Source organism: Sinorhizobium sp., assembly GCF_059070375.1.
Genome location: NZ_JCACWC010000003.1, coordinates 2,670,460 through 2,686,113 on the forward strand (window position 1 = coordinate 2,670,460; position 15,654 = coordinate 2,686,113).

General features: G+C 63.1%; 17 protein-coding genes. 4 read left to right on the top strand and 13 right to left on the bottom strand.

Annotated elements, in window-relative coordinates; genetic code table 11:
• The first annotated feature begins 54 nt into the window (after nt 1–54).
• The 3 genes from AC5J09_RS24910 to AC5J09_RS24920 all read left to right on the top strand — a co-directional run bounded on the left by AC5J09_RS24910 (nt 55) and on the right by AC5J09_RS24920 (nt 6,156).
• The gene (locus tag AC5J09_RS24910) at nt 55–1,047 is read left to right on the top strand and encodes an ABC transporter substrate-binding protein (protein WP_127710205.1); all 993 of its coding nucleotides are present in this window, start codon (nt 55–57) and stop codon (nt 1,045–1,047) included.
• Nucleotides 1,048–1,641: 594 nt separating this feature from the next.
• On the top strand, nt 1,642–2,829 hold the full coding sequence (locus AC5J09_RS24915; RefSeq protein WP_494298774.1) for an efflux RND transporter periplasmic adaptor subunit: 1,188 nt from the start codon (nt 1,642–1,644) through the stop codon (nt 2,827–2,829).
• Between the two features lie 15 nt (nt 2,830–2,844).
• Nucleotides 2,845–6,156, top strand: a complete 3,312-nt coding sequence (locus AC5J09_RS24920) for an efflux RND transporter permease subunit (RefSeq protein ID WP_494298775.1) — start codon at nt 2,845–2,847, stop codon at nt 6,154–6,156.
• Between the two features lie 27 nt (nt 6,157–6,183).
• On the opposite strand, the gene ureG is transcribed toward AC5J09_RS24920, so the two are convergent.
• The 13 genes from ureG to AC5J09_RS24985 form a co-directional block, all read right to left on the bottom strand.
• Nucleotides 6,184–6,795, bottom strand: coding sequence for an urease accessory protein UreG (ureG, locus tag AC5J09_RS24925; protein WP_494298776.1), 612 nt, complete (start codon nt 6,793–6,795; stop codon nt 6,184–6,186).
• Nucleotides 6,796–6,830: 35 nt separating this feature from the next.
• A complete protein-coding gene (locus AC5J09_RS24930; RefSeq protein ID WP_494298777.1) occupies nt 6,831–7,502 on the bottom strand; it encodes an urease accessory protein UreF in 672 nt (223 codons plus the stop codon).
• Entirely contained in the window at nt 7,495–7,959 is a 465-nt protein-coding gene (gene ureE / locus AC5J09_RS24935; RefSeq protein WP_018095749.1) for an urease accessory protein UreE, read from the bottom strand. The genes AC5J09_RS24930 and ureE overlap by 8 nt, the downstream gene beginning before the upstream one ends.
• A gap of 1 nt (nt 7,960) precedes the next feature.
• Nucleotides 7,961–8,257, bottom strand: coding sequence for a putative quinol monooxygenase (locus AC5J09_RS24940; protein ID WP_080636521.1), 297 nt, complete (start codon nt 8,255–8,257; stop codon nt 7,961–7,963).
• Between the two features lie 190 nt (nt 8,258–8,447).
• On the bottom strand, nt 8,448–8,987 hold the full coding sequence (locus tag AC5J09_RS24945; protein WP_494298778.1) for a peroxiredoxin: 540 nt from the start codon (nt 8,985–8,987) through the stop codon (nt 8,448–8,450).
• A gap of 166 nt (nt 8,988–9,153) precedes the next feature.
• Nucleotides 9,154–10,866: an urease subunit alpha gene (gene ureC, locus AC5J09_RS24950; RefSeq protein ID WP_324762179.1), complete on the bottom strand. Its 1,713-nt coding sequence runs from the start codon at nt 10,864–10,866 to the stop codon at nt 9,154–9,156.
• A gap of 3 nt (nt 10,867–10,869) precedes the next feature.
• Nucleotides 10,870–11,520: a glycosyltransferase family 29 protein gene (locus AC5J09_RS24955; protein ID WP_411921590.1), complete on the bottom strand. Its 651-nt coding sequence runs from the start codon at nt 11,518–11,520 to the stop codon at nt 10,870–10,872.
• A 3-nt stretch (nt 11,521–11,523) separates the two neighbouring features.
• Nucleotides 11,524–11,943, bottom strand: a complete 420-nt coding sequence (locus AC5J09_RS24960) for a lysozyme inhibitor LprI family protein (protein ID WP_275597494.1) — start codon at nt 11,941–11,943, stop codon at nt 11,524–11,526.
• Nucleotides 11,940–12,245: an urease subunit beta gene (locus tag AC5J09_RS24965; protein WP_003525615.1), complete on the bottom strand. Its 306-nt coding sequence runs from the start codon at nt 12,243–12,245 to the stop codon at nt 11,940–11,942. The genes AC5J09_RS24960 and AC5J09_RS24965 overlap by 4 nt, the downstream gene beginning before the upstream one ends.
• 11 nt (nt 12,246–12,256) lie before the next feature.
• Nucleotides 12,257–12,511, bottom strand: coding sequence for a DUF1272 domain-containing protein (locus AC5J09_RS24970; RefSeq protein ID WP_018095755.1), 255 nt, complete (start codon nt 12,509–12,511; stop codon nt 12,257–12,259).
• 12 nt (nt 12,512–12,523) lie between these two features.
• Nucleotides 12,524–12,826: an urease subunit gamma gene (locus AC5J09_RS24975; protein WP_100671906.1), complete on the bottom strand. Its 303-nt coding sequence runs from the start codon at nt 12,824–12,826 to the stop codon at nt 12,524–12,526.
• A gap of 28 nt (nt 12,827–12,854) precedes the next feature.
• Nucleotides 12,855–13,688: an urease accessory protein UreD gene (locus AC5J09_RS24980; protein WP_494298780.1), complete on the bottom strand. Its 834-nt coding sequence runs from the start codon at nt 13,686–13,688 to the stop codon at nt 12,855–12,857.
• 305 nt (nt 13,689–13,993) lie between these two features.
• Nucleotides 13,994–14,989, bottom strand: coding sequence for an alpha/beta fold hydrolase (locus AC5J09_RS24985; protein WP_275597492.1), 996 nt, complete (start codon nt 14,987–14,989; stop codon nt 13,994–13,996).
• A 181-nt stretch (nt 14,990–15,170) separates the two neighbouring features.
• Here AC5J09_RS24985 and AC5J09_RS24990 point away from each other — a divergent pair, with 181 nt between their 5' ends.
• Nucleotides 15,171–15,623 (top strand): MarR family winged helix-turn-helix transcriptional regulator, encoded by a 453-nt coding sequence (locus AC5J09_RS24990; protein ID WP_494298781.1) that lies wholly within the window; start codon nt 15,171–15,173, stop codon nt 15,621–15,623.
• The last annotated feature ends 31 nt before the right edge of the window (nt 15,624–15,654 follow it).

The window sequence follows — 15,654 nt, forward strand, 5'->3', positions numbered from 1 at the left end:
AATGCGTAGTTTCAAAGTGTTAGAACGACAAGGCAACGATAAGAGGGAACTGAAATGAACAAGAAACTTGGAATTCTGCTGGCAGCGAGCGTCTTTTCGCTTGCCGCTTTCCACGCCAATGCCGCCGAAAAGGTCACGCTGCAGCTGAAGTGGGTGACCCAGGCGCAGTTCGCCGGCTACTACGTGGCGAAGGACAAGGGCTTTTACGAGGAAGAGGGCCTCGACGTCGAAATCAAGCCCGGCGGACCGGATATCGCTCCGGCGCAGGTGATCGCCGGCGGCGGCGCCGACGTCATCGTCGACTGGATGCCATCCGCCCTCGCCACGCGCGAAAAGGGCGTGCCGCTCGTCAATATCGCCCAGCCCTTCAAGACATCGGGGATGATGCTCACCTGTCTGAAGGAATCCGGAGTGAAGGGTCCCGAAGACTTCAAGGGCAAGACCCTCGGCGTTTGGTTCTTCGGCAACGAATATCCGTTCCTCTCCTGGATGTCGCATCTGAAGATCCCGACGGATGGCGGGCCGGACGGCGTGACCGTGCTGAAGCAGGGGTTCAACGTCGATCCGCTGATTCAGAAGCAGGCCGCCTGCATCTCCACCATGACCTACAACGAGTACTGGCAGGTCATCGATGCCGGCATCAAGCCGGAGGATCTGGTCACCTTCAAATACGAGGACCAGGGCGTCGCCACGCTCGAAGACGGCCTCTACGTGCTCGAGGACAAGCTCAAGGACGAGGCCTTCAAGGACAAGATGGTGAAGTTCGTCCGCGCCTCGATGAAGGGCTGGAAATATGCCGAGGAGAATCCGGACGAGGCGGCCGATATCGTGCTCGAGAACGACTCCACCGGCGCGCAGACGGAAAAGCACCAGAAGCGCATGATGGGCGAAGTCGCCAAGCTGACTGCAGGATCCGACGGCGCGCTCGACGAGGCGGATTACCAGCGCACCGTCCAGTCGCTGCTGGCCGGCGGCTCCGACCCGGTCATTTCCAAGGAGCCGGAAGGCGCCTGGACCCACGAGATCACGGACGCGGCGCTGAAATAAGGCGCCGCATGACGATCAGGAGCGCGTGGCACTCGCCGCGCGCTCCCTATGCGGAGGCGTGCCGCTTGCCGCGAACTCGCACCCCGTGGTCAAAGGTCGCAGCGTTACTCCCGGAGAAGCGCACCGATCAGCGCCCGCCCGCGCGCAAAGGCTCGATTCCAATGGCTTAGCGTGGCGGGTCCGCTGTCGAACGGCGAAAATCGCTCACCACGCTGTGGTTGTTAAGACTACCTTCAGGTTGCACCCGTATTGCATCCGAAGACGCATGACAGTAGAAATAGTGAGGCACCATTGCTTCGCTGCTCTTGTAAGCATTTGCTCCGGCGACTACATAGGCCGGAACGTTTGACTGGAGGGCAAGCGAATGGAGGAATCTTTATTTCTTTAGGATTGCCCATCAGGGAATTTTCTTCCCATCCGGTGCCTGTGGCTTGAAACCGCTGCCCGGGCAGCGATTCAAAATGCTGCAGCGGTCCTTGCGCGTCCGAAAAGAGACGCGCGGCGCTGTAGGTGAAATAGCGTGATTGCGGCCGGATATTCGCCCTGCGCGGGCGTGATCGGGCACGTGTGCTTCAGCTTCGGGAAAACAGGCCTATGGCTCAGAAACTCCTGCCTCTTATCGGCGCTTGTGCAGCGATGCTCCTGTCCGCGCTTGTGAGCGCTTCGGCCGAAGAGGCCGCCAAGCCGCCGCAAAAACAGGCGCCGCCCTCCATCGTCGTGACCGAAGCGACGAAGCGTGCGATCACCGACCGCGTCATCGCCACCGGTTCCATCGAGGCGGTGGAGGAGATCTATGTCTCTCCCCTGGTGGATGGCCTCGCCATACGGTCGCTCAATGTCGACGTCGGTGACCGGGTGGAAAAAGGCAGCACGCTGGCCACCCTCAACCAGGACGCCCTGCTTCTGCAAAGAAGTCAGCTCGAAGCCAACCTCGCCAAGGCCGAGGCATCGCTCGCCCAGTTGCACGCCCAGCTTGCCGAAGTGACGGCCAATTCGGAAGAGGCGACGCGTGTCGCGAACCGTGCTGTGCAGCTGTCGGAACACGGTACCGTCTCGACTGCCGAGGCCGACCGCTTGAAAGCGCTTGCCGCAGCGGGCCGCGCACGCGTCCGCTCGGCGGAGCAGTCGGTGAGCGTCGCAACGGCAGATATCAAGGTAGTGCAGGCCCAGATAGACGACGTCGACCTGCGTCTTGCACGGACCGCCGTGAAGGCGCCGGTCAGCGGCGTCGTCTCGCGAAAGAACGCCAAGGTCGGTGCGATCGCCAGCGGCAGCGGCGAGCCGCTGTTCGCGATCATTCGCGACGGCGAAATCGAGATGTGGGCCGATGTCGCCGAGTCCGATGTGATCAAGCTTGCCGTGGGGCAGACCGCAACAGTCAAGCTTGCCGGCAGCACCACCACGATCGAGGGGAAGATCCGCCTGATCGCCCCTACGGTCGACCCGCAGACGCGCCTCGGCACGGTGCGTATCAGCCTGACCGACGCATCCAAGGCGCGCGCGGGCATGTATGCCAGCGCCGTGATCGTGGCGGAGCAGAAGGAGACGGTGGTTTTGCCGCAAACGGCCGTTACATCGGAAGACGGCAAGTCCATCGTCCGCAAGGTAGAAGACGGCGTCGTGCGCCTGGTACCTGTCGAAACGGGCATCCAGGACGGACAATTCATCGAGATACTCTCCGGCATCGAACCGGGTGAACAGGCGGTGGCGAAGGCCGGTGCCTATGTGCGCGATGGCGACCGCATCAATCCGGTCGAATCCGCCGAGCCGGCAACCAACTGACGGGAATATGAGACCATGAATTTCTCCGCCTGGTCTATCCGCAATCCGGTCGCGCCCATCCTGGCGTTTTTCGTGCTCGTGGTGCTCGGGTGGCAGTCGTTCAATTCGCTGCCCATCACCCGCTTCCCGAACATCGACGTGCCGATCGTTTCGATCGCCGTCACGCAGAGCGGTGCGGCGCCCGCCGAACTGGAAACCCAGGTCACCAAGGAGATCGAGGACGCGGTCGCCGGCGTCTCCGGCGTCGACCATATCGAGTCGACGATCACCGACGGCATTTCGACGACCGCCGTCATCTTTCGCATGGAAGTCCCGACGACGCAGGCCGTGCAGGATGTCAAGGATGCCATCGACCGCATCCGCAGCGATCTGCCGACCTCGATCGAAGAGCCGATCGTTTCCAAGGTCGACGTGGAGGGCCAGGCGATCCAGACATTTTCCGTCTCGTCGCCGGGCATGACGCTGGAAGAGCTCTCCTGGTTCGTCGACGACACGATCAAGCGCGCCATCCAGGGCCAGACCGGCATCGGCCGTGTCGACCGTTACGGCGGCTCCGACCGCGAAGTCCGGGTCGAGCTCGATGAGGACCGCCTGAATTCCTTTGGCATCAGCGCCGCCGACGTCAACGCCCAACTTCGCCGGATGAACATGGACCTCGGTTCCGGCCGGGGCCAGGTCGGCGGCAGCGAACAGGCGATCCGCACATTGGGCGACACGCGCGACGTAACGGCGCTGGCGAGTACGATGATCTCGCTGCCGAACGGCCGCTTCGTCCGTCTGTCGGAACTCGGCAATGTCATCGACACCTATGAGGAGCCGAAGTCGTTCTCCCGCTTCAACGGGCAGCCGGGCGTCACCTTCGCCGTGTTCCGCGCCAAGGGGGCGAGCGAAGTCTCGGTCGCGGAAACCGTCGGCAAGACGCTCGATGAAATCCGGGCAAAGCACCCGGACGTCTCCATCGAGATGGTGGACGATTCGGTCTACTTCACCTACGGCAATTACGAGGCGGCGATTCATACGCTGATCGAGGGCGCGCTGCTCGCCGTCATCGTCGTGATGCTGTTCCTGCGCAATTGGCGCGCGACCTTGATTTCGGCGGTCGCACTGCCGCTCTCGGCGATCCCCACCTTCTGGGTGATGGAACTGCTCGGTTTCTCGCTGAACCTCGTCAGCTTCCTGGCGATGACGCTCGCGACGGGTATTCTCGTCGACGATGCGATCGTGGAGATCGAGAACATCGAGCGTCATATCCGGATGGGCAAGTCGCCTTACCGCGCAGCGATCGAGGCTGCGGACGAGATCGGACTTGCGGTGATCGCCACCACCTTCACGATCATCGCCGTCTTCGTGCCCGTATCCTTCATGCCGGGCATTCCGGGACAGTACTTCATCCAGTTCGGCCTGACGGTCGCCGTCTCGGTGTTCTTCTCGCTCCTGGTCGCCCGCCTGATCACGCCGGTCATGGCGGCCTATCTGATGAAGCCTTCGGATGCCGGCGGGCATCATGATGATGAAGGCTTCATGATGCGCCAGTACACGCGCCTCGTACGCTTCACCACGAAACGCTGGTACACGCGCTACTCCACGCTGCTCGTCGCCATCCTGCTCTCGGTCGGTTCGGTGGTCGCGCTGCTCGTCTTCGTCCCGGGCAGCTTCCTGCCGCCGGAAGACAGCTCGCGGGTAAGCCTGTCGATCGAACTGCCGCCGGACGCAATGCTCGCGGATACGGACCGGACCACCACGGAGATCTACAATCGCGTCAAGGATATCGACGGCGTGGAAAACGTCTTCGTGCTCGGCGGCGCCTCGCCCAAGGGCGACCTCGAGCTGCGACGCGCTGCCGTCACGGTGCTGCTCGAGAAGCTCGATCATTCGCTGATCAACAAGGTCGTCAACGACGTGATCGGCCGCACTCCGCTGATCGGCGAATACCTGCCGAAGCTGCCCCCGGCCGGGCGGATCAAACCGCAATCCGAGATCGAGAGGGAAATCTTCGCCCGATTGCGATCGATTCCCGATGTCCGCGTCACCAAGCTCAACGATCGCGGCGAACGTGACCTGTCGTTCAACCTGCTTTCCAACAACGAGGAGGATCTCGACAAGGCGGTCGCCACCCTGGAAGCGGATCTGCGCCGAGACCCGCTGCTTGCCAACGTCAGCCCCGAGGGGGCGCTGCCCCGACCGGAACTGCAGATCCGGCCCCGCGACGACCAGATGTCGCGCCTTGGCATTACGACGGCGCAGATCTCCGAGGTGATCCGCATCGCCACGATCGGCGATATCGACGCGCAGTTGGCGAAGATCGCGCTCGATGGGCGCCTGATCCCGATCCGGGTGCAGCTCGACCGTGATTTTCGCACAGACCTGGCGGCGATCCGCAACCTGAAGGTCCAGACGGCATCCGGAGCGACCGTGCCGCTGTCGAGCGTCGCGGACATCAACTATGCGGAAGGGCCGAGTTCGATCAAGCGCTACGACCGCTACCGCGTCGTCAAGCTCGGCGCCGATCTGCCCGCCGGCGTGGCGCTCGACACGGCATCGGCCCGCTTCAGGGAAATCGCCGCCGACGCCGATCTGCCTGCGACGGTCCAGTTCCTCGAAAGCGGCGACGCCGAGGTGCAGGCCGAGATGCAGGAGAGCTTCGGCAACGCCATGCTGCTGGGTCTGATGATGGTTCTGGTCGTGCTCATCCTCCTGTTCAAGGATGTGATACAGCCTTTCACCATCCTGTTCTCGCTACCGCTCGCGATCGGCGGCGTGGCAGCCGCCTTGATCCTCACCCAGAACGCGCTGTCCATGCCGGTGCTGATCGGTATCCTGATGCTGATGGGCATCGTCACCAAGAATGCTATTCTGCTCGTCGACTTCGGTATCGAGATGATGCATCACGGCATGGACCGGACGCTTGCCATGATCGAGGCGGGACGGAAGCGGGCCCGTCCGATCGTCATGACATCGATCGCCATGTCCGCGGGCATGCTGCCCTCGGCCCTGGGCGTCGGCGAAGGCGGTTCCTTCCGTGCACCGATGGCGATCGCCGTCATCGGCGGCATTATCGTCTCGACGGTCCTGAGCCTCGTCGTGGTTCCGTCCTTCTTCCTGATCATGGACGACCTGTCGCGTCTCCTCGCCTGGGCTTTCGGCCGCTACATCGGCAAGAAGGACGAGGAAGAACCGCCGCTCGACCAGGAGGCGCTGAGCAAGCTTGCCGCCGAACAGGGCAGCACGATCGAGAGCCTCGAAGAGCGCATCAAGGCGCTGGAAGACGAGAAGCGCCGCAAGTCCGACGGCAAGGTCATCAGCCATCCGGCGCTGGCCGCGGAATAGGACGAGAGCTGCGCCGGGGTGCTCTCCTCAGAGTCCCCCGTGCACCGTCAGGAATTCGACGATCCGCTCCACCCCGTCGCCGCGTTTCATATCCGAGAACACGAACGGCTTTTCGGCTCGCATCCGTGCCGCATCGCGTTCCATGACCCCGAGGTCGGCACCGACGTAAGGGGCGAGATCCTTCTTGTTGATCACCAGCAGATCGGACCTGGTGATTCCCGGTCCGCCCTTGCGCGGAATTTCCTCGCCCTGGCAGACCGAGATCACATAGATCGTAAGATCAGCGAGATCGGGCGAGAAGGTCGCTGCCAGATTGTCCCCTCCCGACTCGATGAAGACGACATCGAGATCGGGAATGCGGCGGTTGAGATCGGCAATCGCCTGAAGATTGATCGACGCATCCTCGCGGATCGCCGTATGGGGGCATCCGCCCGTCTCGACCCCGACGATCCGCTCCGAAGGCAAGGCCTGCATACGCACCAGCGCTTCGGCATCTTCCTTGGTGTAAATGTCGTTCGTGACCACCGCGACGGAGTATTTCTCCCGCATGGCCTTGCAGAGCTTGTCGGTAAGTGCCGTCTTTCCGGACCCGACCGGACCGCCGATACCGATGCGCAGAGGACCGTTTTTCGATGCCATCCCTTCTATCCTTTCGAAGTCCGTCCGTCGTTCCGTTAAGTGCGGAACAATCGTGAATGCAAGATCTCGTGTCGCAGCGAGGCAATGTCGGCGATGATCGTCGCGGCGCCAAGATCATCGAGCGAGGCGCGCGCGGCGCGCTCTGCCGCCGCCCCTATCGTCCCCTCCATACGCGCAAGCATGCCGACCCCGTCGCGCTGGCCGGTAACGCCGCAGCGGATAGCCACCGACACCGCGTTCGATATGGTGGCATTGAGGAAGGCGGCGAGCGCCGCTTCGAGGCCGGTAGAGTGCGCTCCGGCGACCGCGCCGACCGCCACCGGATAGGCGGCTCTCCCGCCGGGGAATTTAAGGGCCGCGTGCGGCCAGTGGCCGGCGGCGGCCAGGAACGCCTCGCCGAGGAGCATGGTTTCCATGTGCCGCTCGCGCGATCCGGCAAGCGCCTCGGCCAGTTCCGATGCCGCAATCAACCGCGCGGCATCGTCAAATGCACGGTAACCTTCCGCCAGAAGCAGCGCGTCGTTCCACGTCGTGCCGTGATCCAGGAGCGTTTCGCACCAGAGCCGCAAATCGTCGGCACCGGTGACAAGCTCGTCATGAATGGCTTGCTCCAGACCGCCGGAATAGGAGAAGGAGCCGACGGGAAAGGCGGGCGAGAGCCAGGTAACGAGACGCAGGAGCGACTGCGTATCGGCATTCTCAGCCATGACGGTGGTGATCGCCGTGACCGTGCTGGTGATAGGCGCCGTGCAGGGGATGAAAGGGCTCGATCACGTCATCGACGGTGGCGCCCAGGCCCTCCAGCATGGCGCGAATGACCGGGTCGCGGGCTATCAGAATCCGTCCCTCTTCCACCGCCGCCGGCAGGTGCCGGTTGCCGAGATGCCAGGCAAGCTCTATCAGATGCAGCGCGTTTCGCGCGCGGATGTCGTAAAGCGCCTCCGCTGCCGCCTTCACCTCGATATGGCCGCCTCCCTCGAGCACCAGGAGATCGCCATCGGCGAGCATCACGGGCTCCTTGAGATCCAGCATCACCACATCGTCGTTGTCGAGGTGCAGGAGCTTGCGGCGCAGATGGCGCTGCTCATGCGTCAGGGTCAGGCGATGGAGCGGCGCCCTCTCGCCCGGACCGGGCGAACGAACTTCGGTCGAGCGATAGGGCACGTCAGACCACCTCGATCTTTTCCGGATGCACGATCTCGACGCGGGCGCTCGCCAGCAGGCTTGCCGCCGCCGTCTGAAAGGCCTTCAGATGCGGTTCGGCGAAATGGGCATCGATAGCTGCCCTGTCCTTCCATGTTTCCACGAACACCAGCGCATCGGGATCCGTGGGCTTGCGATAGAGCTCATAGCTGACGCAACCGGCCTCTTTCAGCGTCGCCTGGATCAGCGGCTTCGTCAGCGCCACGATCTCGTCGCCCTTGCCCGCATGCGCCGTCAGATATGCGATAATGTAAACCATGAATTTCTGCATTCCCCTTGCCGGTGAAAGAGGAAACGTGAACGGTTCTCGCCCCCCACATCCGCTTCCTCTTGGAAGTCTTCACTGTAGCAAGAAAAAGCCCCGGCACCAGCAAGAAGGCGAAAATCGCGTGGATTTTCAGGAACCTGCTTGCGGCAGCCGGGGCTTTATCGATTCGGTAGAATCGGGATCAGGCGGCGAGCTTCTTGGATTTCAGCGCCGCGAGAATGTTCTGCGGCGAGGAGACACCGTAGGGATCGCTGTCGCAATTGTCGGAGTAGCCTTCCTCTTCGAACCACTTCTCGACAACGCCGTTGTTGACGACGGCGGCATAGCGCCAGGAGCGCATTCCGAAGCCGAGATTGTCCTTGGCGACGAGCATGCCCATCTTGCGGGTGAACTCGCCCGAACCGTCCGGAATGAGCTTGACGTTCTCGAGGCCCTGCGATTTGCCCCAGGCGTTCATCACGAAGGCGTCGTTGACGGAGACGCAGTAGATCTCGTCGATCCCGAGACCCCGGAATTCGGAGGTGAGCTTTTCAAAGTCCGGCAACTGGTAGGTCGAGCAGGTCGGGGTGAAAGCACCCGGCAGCGAAAACAGCACGACGCGCTTGCCGGCGAAATAGTCGTCCGAGGTAACGTCCTGCCAGCGGAACGGATTGGAACCGCCGACGGACTCGTCGCGGACGCGGGTGCGGAAGGTTACAGCGGGAACTTTTCTGCCGAGCATCATCATCTCCTAACAACTGGCTGCCGGCGGCGCAGTCTTGGGAGGACAGGCGCACCGGCGAAATCGAGTGCCCTTCCTAACGAAATTTCCGCTGCAGTGCAGCATCAAAGCGACGGTTCGAGGCCTCCCGCATGGCAGCCATGCGGCCGATGCATGGCTGTTCGGCTCAAAACAGGAAATAGCGCTGCGCCATCGGCAGCACCGTCGCCGGCTCGCAGGTCAGGAGCTCGCCGTCGGCGCGGACCTCGTAGGTTTCCGGGTCTACTTCGATATGCGGCGTCAGGCTGTTGTGGATCATCGACGCCTTGCCGATGCCGCCGCGCGTGTTCTGAACGGCGACCAGCTCCTTGGCGACGCCGAGCCTGCCGGCAAGCCCGGCATCGAGCGACGCCTGCGAGACGAAGGTGACCGAGGAGTTGGTCCGGCTCTTTCCATAGGCGCCGAACATCGGCCGGTAGTGGACCGGCTGCGGCGTGGGGATGGAGGCGTTCGGGTCGCCCATGGGGGCTGCTGCGATCGTGCCGCCGAGGAGCACCATGTCGGGTTTCACGCCGAAGAAGGCCGGATTCCAGAGGACCAGATCGGCGCGCTTGCCGACCTCGAGCGAGCCGATCTCGTGGCTGAGACCGTGGGCGATCGCCGGGTTGATCGTGTATTTGGCGATATAGCGCTTGACGCGGAAATTGTCGTTGTCGCCGGTCTCCTCCTGGAGCCGTCCGCGCTGGCGCTTCATCTTGTCGGCGGTCTGCCAGGTGCGGATCGCCACCTCGCCGACGCGCCCCATCGCCTGGCTGTCGGAGGAAATGATCGAGAAGGCGCCGATATCGTGGAGGATATCCTCCGCCGCGATCGTCTCCTTGCGGATGCGGCTTTCGGCGAAGGCGATGTCTTCCGGAATGGTGGGCGACAGGTGATGGCAGACCATCAGCATGTCGAGATGTTCCGCAAGCGTGTTCACCGTATAGGGCCGCGTCGGATTGGTGGAGGACGGGATGACGTTCGGCTGGCCGCAGATCCTGATGATATCGGGCGCATGCCCGCCGCCGGCGCCTTCCGTGTGATAGGCATGGATCGTCCGGCCCTTGATCGCCGCAATCGTATCCTCGACGAATCCGCTTTCGTTGAGGGTGTCGGTGTGGATCATAACCTGCACGTCGTATTCATCGGCCACGGAGAGGCAGCAGTCGATGGCGGCCGGCGTCGTGCCCCAATCCTCGTGCAGCTTCAGCGAAGTCGCGCCGCCGAGTACCATTTCAACGAGCGCTCCAGGCAGCGACGCGTTGCCCTTGCCCGCAAAGGCGAGATTCATCGGAAACGCATCGGCCGCTTCGATCATGCGGGCGATGTGCCAGGGTCCGGGCGTGCAGGTCGTGGCGAGCGTACCGTGCGCCGGTCCCGTCCCGCCGCCGAGCATGCATGTCAGGCCGCTCATCAGCGCCTCTTCGATCTGCTGCGGGCAGATGAAGTGTATATGGCTATCCATGCCCCCGGCCGTGACGATCTTGCCCTCGCCGGCGATAACCTCCGTACCCGGACCGACGATAATGGTGACGCCCGGCTGCGTGTCCGGATTGCCGGCCTTGCCGATTGCCGCGATCCGCCCGTCCTTCAGCCCGATATCCGCCTTCACGATTCCCCAATGATCGAGGATCAGCGCATTGGTGATCACCGTGTCGACCGCGCCGCCTTCGCGCGTCACCTGGCTCTGGCCCATGCCGTCGCGGATGACCTTGCCGCCCCCGAACTTCACCTCCTCGCCATGCGTGGTGAAGTCCTTTTCGACCTCGATGAAGAGCTCGGTGTCGGCGAGGCGCACCTTGTCGCCCACGGTCGGACCGAACATGTTGGCATAGGCCGCGCGCGACATTCTGTAGGACATGGCTCAGGCTCCCTGGGGCAAATCTGAAGAGACAAATGGATGAAGCCTGCGAAGCCGCCCTTGCGCTGCGAGCGCATCGACATAGCGGCGCTCGGCGGCAAACGGGTGCCACTGCCAGCCGATATGGCCGAAGCCGGCAAGCACGACATCGTCGCCGGCTGCGGCAAAGCTCGACACGATGTCGGAAATGACCACCAAGCCGCTCGACGGCGCGACATAAGGCGACGGCGCGAAGCGGGCGAGATCGCGCTCCAGCCGGTCATGCGTCTCGGCCGCGATGACCCGGTGCTTGCGTGCCGTAGCCCGCGCGAAGCTCTCGAAGCCGGCCGTATAGTCGTCGCAGAAATCGTCGAGATCCGGATGTGTCTCGGCAAGTGCTGCCCGCATCGCGGCGAACCTGGCTCCGGCGCGGACGCTCCATAGCTCGCGTGCCTGCCGGACCGGCTCGCTCGTCTTCCAGCGCCCGCCGGCAAGCATTGACAGTGCCGGGCGGCCGGTGTTGCAGACGGCGATGATATCGGTCCTGCTGCCGCCCTTCCCGACCGAGCGGCAATCGTTGAAACGGATCACCAGATCGGCTGCATCGATCGTCGCGGCAGCGCCCTCGGGCACGTCACCATTGCCAACGATCATGATGACGCGGCCGCTTCGCAATGATCAATTCTCCGAAGATTCCATGAGTTTCTTGAGCTCGGCCGTGCGCTTGCGTGTCAGCTCTGCGAGGCAACCGGAGACCAGCATGGGCTCCATCGAGCCCCCCCTCGCCTCGAACCCGGCGAGTTCGCATTGGCCGTCGCGATAGCCGATCCAGGCGCGCTGGGCTTTTTTCAGTGCCTCGAGCGCTCCGACGTAAGCCGCGTCGATGCCGCCAAGCTCCTTGTCGGTCGCCTGCATGGCCGCGACCGCGAGGCGGTAGGTCTTGTTCAGCTCCGCATCCGCCGCCCGGTAGTCCTGATCGGCGCATATGTTGAGATCCATCTGGGTCACGGCCTTCCCGCAATCCGGCTCGGGCTGTTGCGCATAGGCGGAAGCCGTGCAGCACAACAACAGGCTCAAAGCAGGAGCGGCCGCTCTCATAGCTTCCCCATGACCTGCTGGCGGAAGCCGAAAACCTCGCGCTTTCCCGAAAGCGGAATGAGCGTCACCTGCCGTGTCTGTCCAGGCTCGAAGCGGACGGCCGTACCCGCAGGGATGTCGAGCCGCTTGCCGCGCGCGGCGTCACGGTCGAAGATCAGGCCCGGATTGGTCTCGGCGAAATGATAATGGCTGCCGACCTGCACCGGTCGGTCCCCGGAGTTGGCAACCTCGATGCTGACGGTTTCGAGGCCCGCATTTAACTCGATCTCACCGGCGGCGGCGATAATCTCACCTGGGATCATGATCGTTCCCCTCAGACGGCTCGTTCGGGCGCACAGCCTTCGGGCTTCAGGACGCGCTCCGTCGATGCCGGATATTTCTTCAGCATTGCCACAGGCCGCACCGGGCGCCGGACCAGTTCGCCTCCGCAATTCGGGCAAGTCCCGCCAAGCTTCGTTTCCGCACAGCCGGCGCAAAAAGTACACTCGAAGGTGCAGATCATCGCATGGCCGCTATCGGGTGGCAGGTCTCGATTGCAGCATTCGCAGTTTGGACGCAGGCTGAGCATGGTGCCTCCTCGCTAGCGGATAGGCTCGTGGACGGTGACGAGCTTCGTCCCGTCGGGAAAAGTCGCCTCGACCTGGATGTCGTGGATCATCTCCGCAATGCCCTCCATCACCTGATCGCGGGTAAGAACATGGGCGCCTGCCTCCATCAGATCGGCGACGGAACGGCCGTCTCTCGCGCCTTCCACGACGAAGTCGGTGATGAGGGCGATCGCCTCGGGATGATTGAGCTTCACGCCCCGCTCGAGCCGCCGCCGCGCGACCATCGCCGCCATGGAAATCAACAGCTTGTCTTTTTCGCGCGGAGTGAGATTCATGCGTCGCCGTCCAGATCGATTGCAGGGATCAGAGAGTCCAGACTTTCGGCACTGACGCGTCTTTACGCAAGTGCGAAATGAGCGGGATCAGGATTTTTCTGAGCGCGAACCCATCGGCCGCAGCAAGGCGGGCGACGATCTTGTCCCGACCGCCGACGTGGTAATGGCTGACGCCGGACAGGGCATGTCCCGCGAGCGCCAAACGCATTCTGGAAAGCTGCGACTCGCAATCCGGCGCGGCATAGACGAGGGTCGCGAAGGCGGAAGCGCCGTCGAGGACCGCTCGCCGCGACGCAAGCGCCGCGACGTCTCCGGCCAAGGCGAGGTTCTCTGCGTGAATCAGCCTGCCGCCGCTTCGAATTCGCCAATTGTCGCGGAAGAGGCCGGCGCGCACCTCCTCGCCCATGGCCTTGCGGCCGATCAGAACTGCCTCCACCGCGAGAAAGGATGCGCCGGCGGCGAGGTCGACCTCCAGGCTCCGCGACAGGGCCGACCGATCGAACAGAATCGTCTCCTGCGGCAGCCAGTCGACGTGAGCGCCGGCGGCGACCGCGATGCGCGTCGCAATCTCGGCCGTGCCGGCGCTTGCCTTGTAGATCTTCTCGCAGGCCTGCGTCGTCAGCGTGAGTTTCGTGCCTTCTCCCGCCCTGAATTCCCAGGAAAGCCGGTCACCGCCCGTCACGCCGCCCGATGAATTGATGAGCACGGCCTCCATCGAGGCATCGAAGGTTCTGGGCAGACGGATCTTGGCGCAGCCTTCCTGGTAGAGCTCGGCGATGCGCGTGCGTCCGCCTTCGGCCTTGGCGACGAGCCGCCCCTCTCCTCTCGCCCGCTGCGGTGCGATGATCGCTGCCGTTTCCATGGACGTTCGCCGAAGCTCCCCTTGGGACGGGTTTTCGCCCGAACCGCGTTGCAGAAGTCAAACCATTGTTTCACAGGAAGAAACCGAAGCCTCGCAAAAGCGAGAGACCGACGCGTCTAAAACCCGCTCCACGGCCTGCGGCCTGCGGCAAGTGATAAGAATGCGCGGCTTGGCGGTCATCATATGTCTCCCGGAATCCGTCCGGATAGTGCATGAAATCGAGCCGATGGGTAGCCGGTCGGATACAAAAAAGGGCACCCTCGGGTGCCCTTTTCAGCTGCTCTGCCTGCAGCAATCCCGCTGGCTCAGGACCTTGCGAAGTCGAGCAGGTCCTTGTTGAGCTGGTCCTTGTGGGTATCCGTGATGCCGTGCGGCGCACCCGGATAGACCTTCAACTCGGCTTGAGGCACCAGCTTCTTGGAGGCACGGGCGGCAGCATCGATCGGCACGACCTGGTCGTCGTCGCCGTGTATGATGAGCGTCGGCACGTCGAATTTCTTCAAGTCTTCCGTGAAATCCGTCTGCGAAAAGGCGACGATGGAGTCATAGGCGTTCTTGTGACCGGCCGTCATGCCCTGCAGCCAGAAGCTGTCGATCATGCCCTGTGAAGGTTTCGCGCCGGGCCGGTTGAAGCCGAAGAACGGGCCCGAGGCGATGTCCCGGTAAAGCTGCGAGCGATCGGCGAGGCTGGCGGCCTGCAGGCCATCGAAGACCTCCTTCGGCAGACCGCCGGGGTTGTCGTCGGTCTTGACCATCAAGGGCGGCACTGCCGAGATCAGTCCTGCCTTGGCGACGCGGGCGGTCCCGTGGCGTCCGATATAGCGGGCGACTTCGCCGCCGCCGGTCGAGAAGCCGGCAAGGAAGATGTCCTTGAGGTCCAGCGTTTCGATCAGATCGGCGAGATCGTCGGCGTAATGGTCCATGTCGTTGCCGTCCCATGGCTGGCTCGAGCGGCCGTGGCCGCGGCGGTCATGGGTGACGACCCGAAAGCCGTTACTGGCGAGATAGAAGGCCTGTGCCTCCCAGCTGTCCGACGAAAGCGGCCAGCCATGACTGAGGACGACCACCGGTCCGTCCTTCGGACCCCAGTCCTTGTAGTAGATCTCGACGCCATCACGCGTGTTGATCCTGCTGCCGGTTACTCTCGTGGCCGCCGCACCGGCTTGCGGCTCGGCGCCACCGGCGACGGCCGGGCTGGTGGCCGAGAGTGCGGCCGCGGCGGTGGCGGCGCCGATTGCGCCTGCCAGAATTTCTCTGCGGGAGACGTCGTTCGTGGTTGTCTTCGCCTGAGCCTTGGTCATTGGAAATGCTCCTTTCCCTGAAATCCGATCAAAATTCACGATCCGATCATCGCGGCGGGAGTTGTATTGGCAACAATCAAATCGTGCACGACATTTATCGCGAACTGCGGCAGACGTCAATACCTTGCGATTATATCGCGAACGATTTATTATAGTCGGAAAGACAATCGGGACCGAAGCGATGGCAAAGGCAAACCTCCCACCTTCGGAGGAACTCATGAAGCTCGACGACTTCCTGTGCTTCGCGATCTACTCCGCAAATCACGCCTTCACGCGTGTCTACAAGCCGCTCCTCGACGAGCTCGACCTGACCTACCCCCAATACCTCGTGATGGTGGCTCTTTGGGAAAAGGACGACCAGACCGTCGGCAGTCTGGGCGAGAAGCTGTTCCTGGAGTCGAGCACGCTCACTCCCATGCTGAAGCGGCTGGAAGCCATGGGCTACATTTTGCGCACCCGCGACAAGGCCGATGAGCGGCAAGTGCGCGTGCGCCTGGCCGAGACGGGCCGCGCGCTCCGGGAAAAAGCAAGCCGCGTCCCGATCGGCATTGCCGATGCGACGGGGATGGAGCCGGCAGAGGTCGCCCGACTGAAACAAGAGATCGCGGCTCTCCGGGCATCGCTGCTGCGATAAAGTGCATCATTGAACAGGAAGCGTCGGCGCT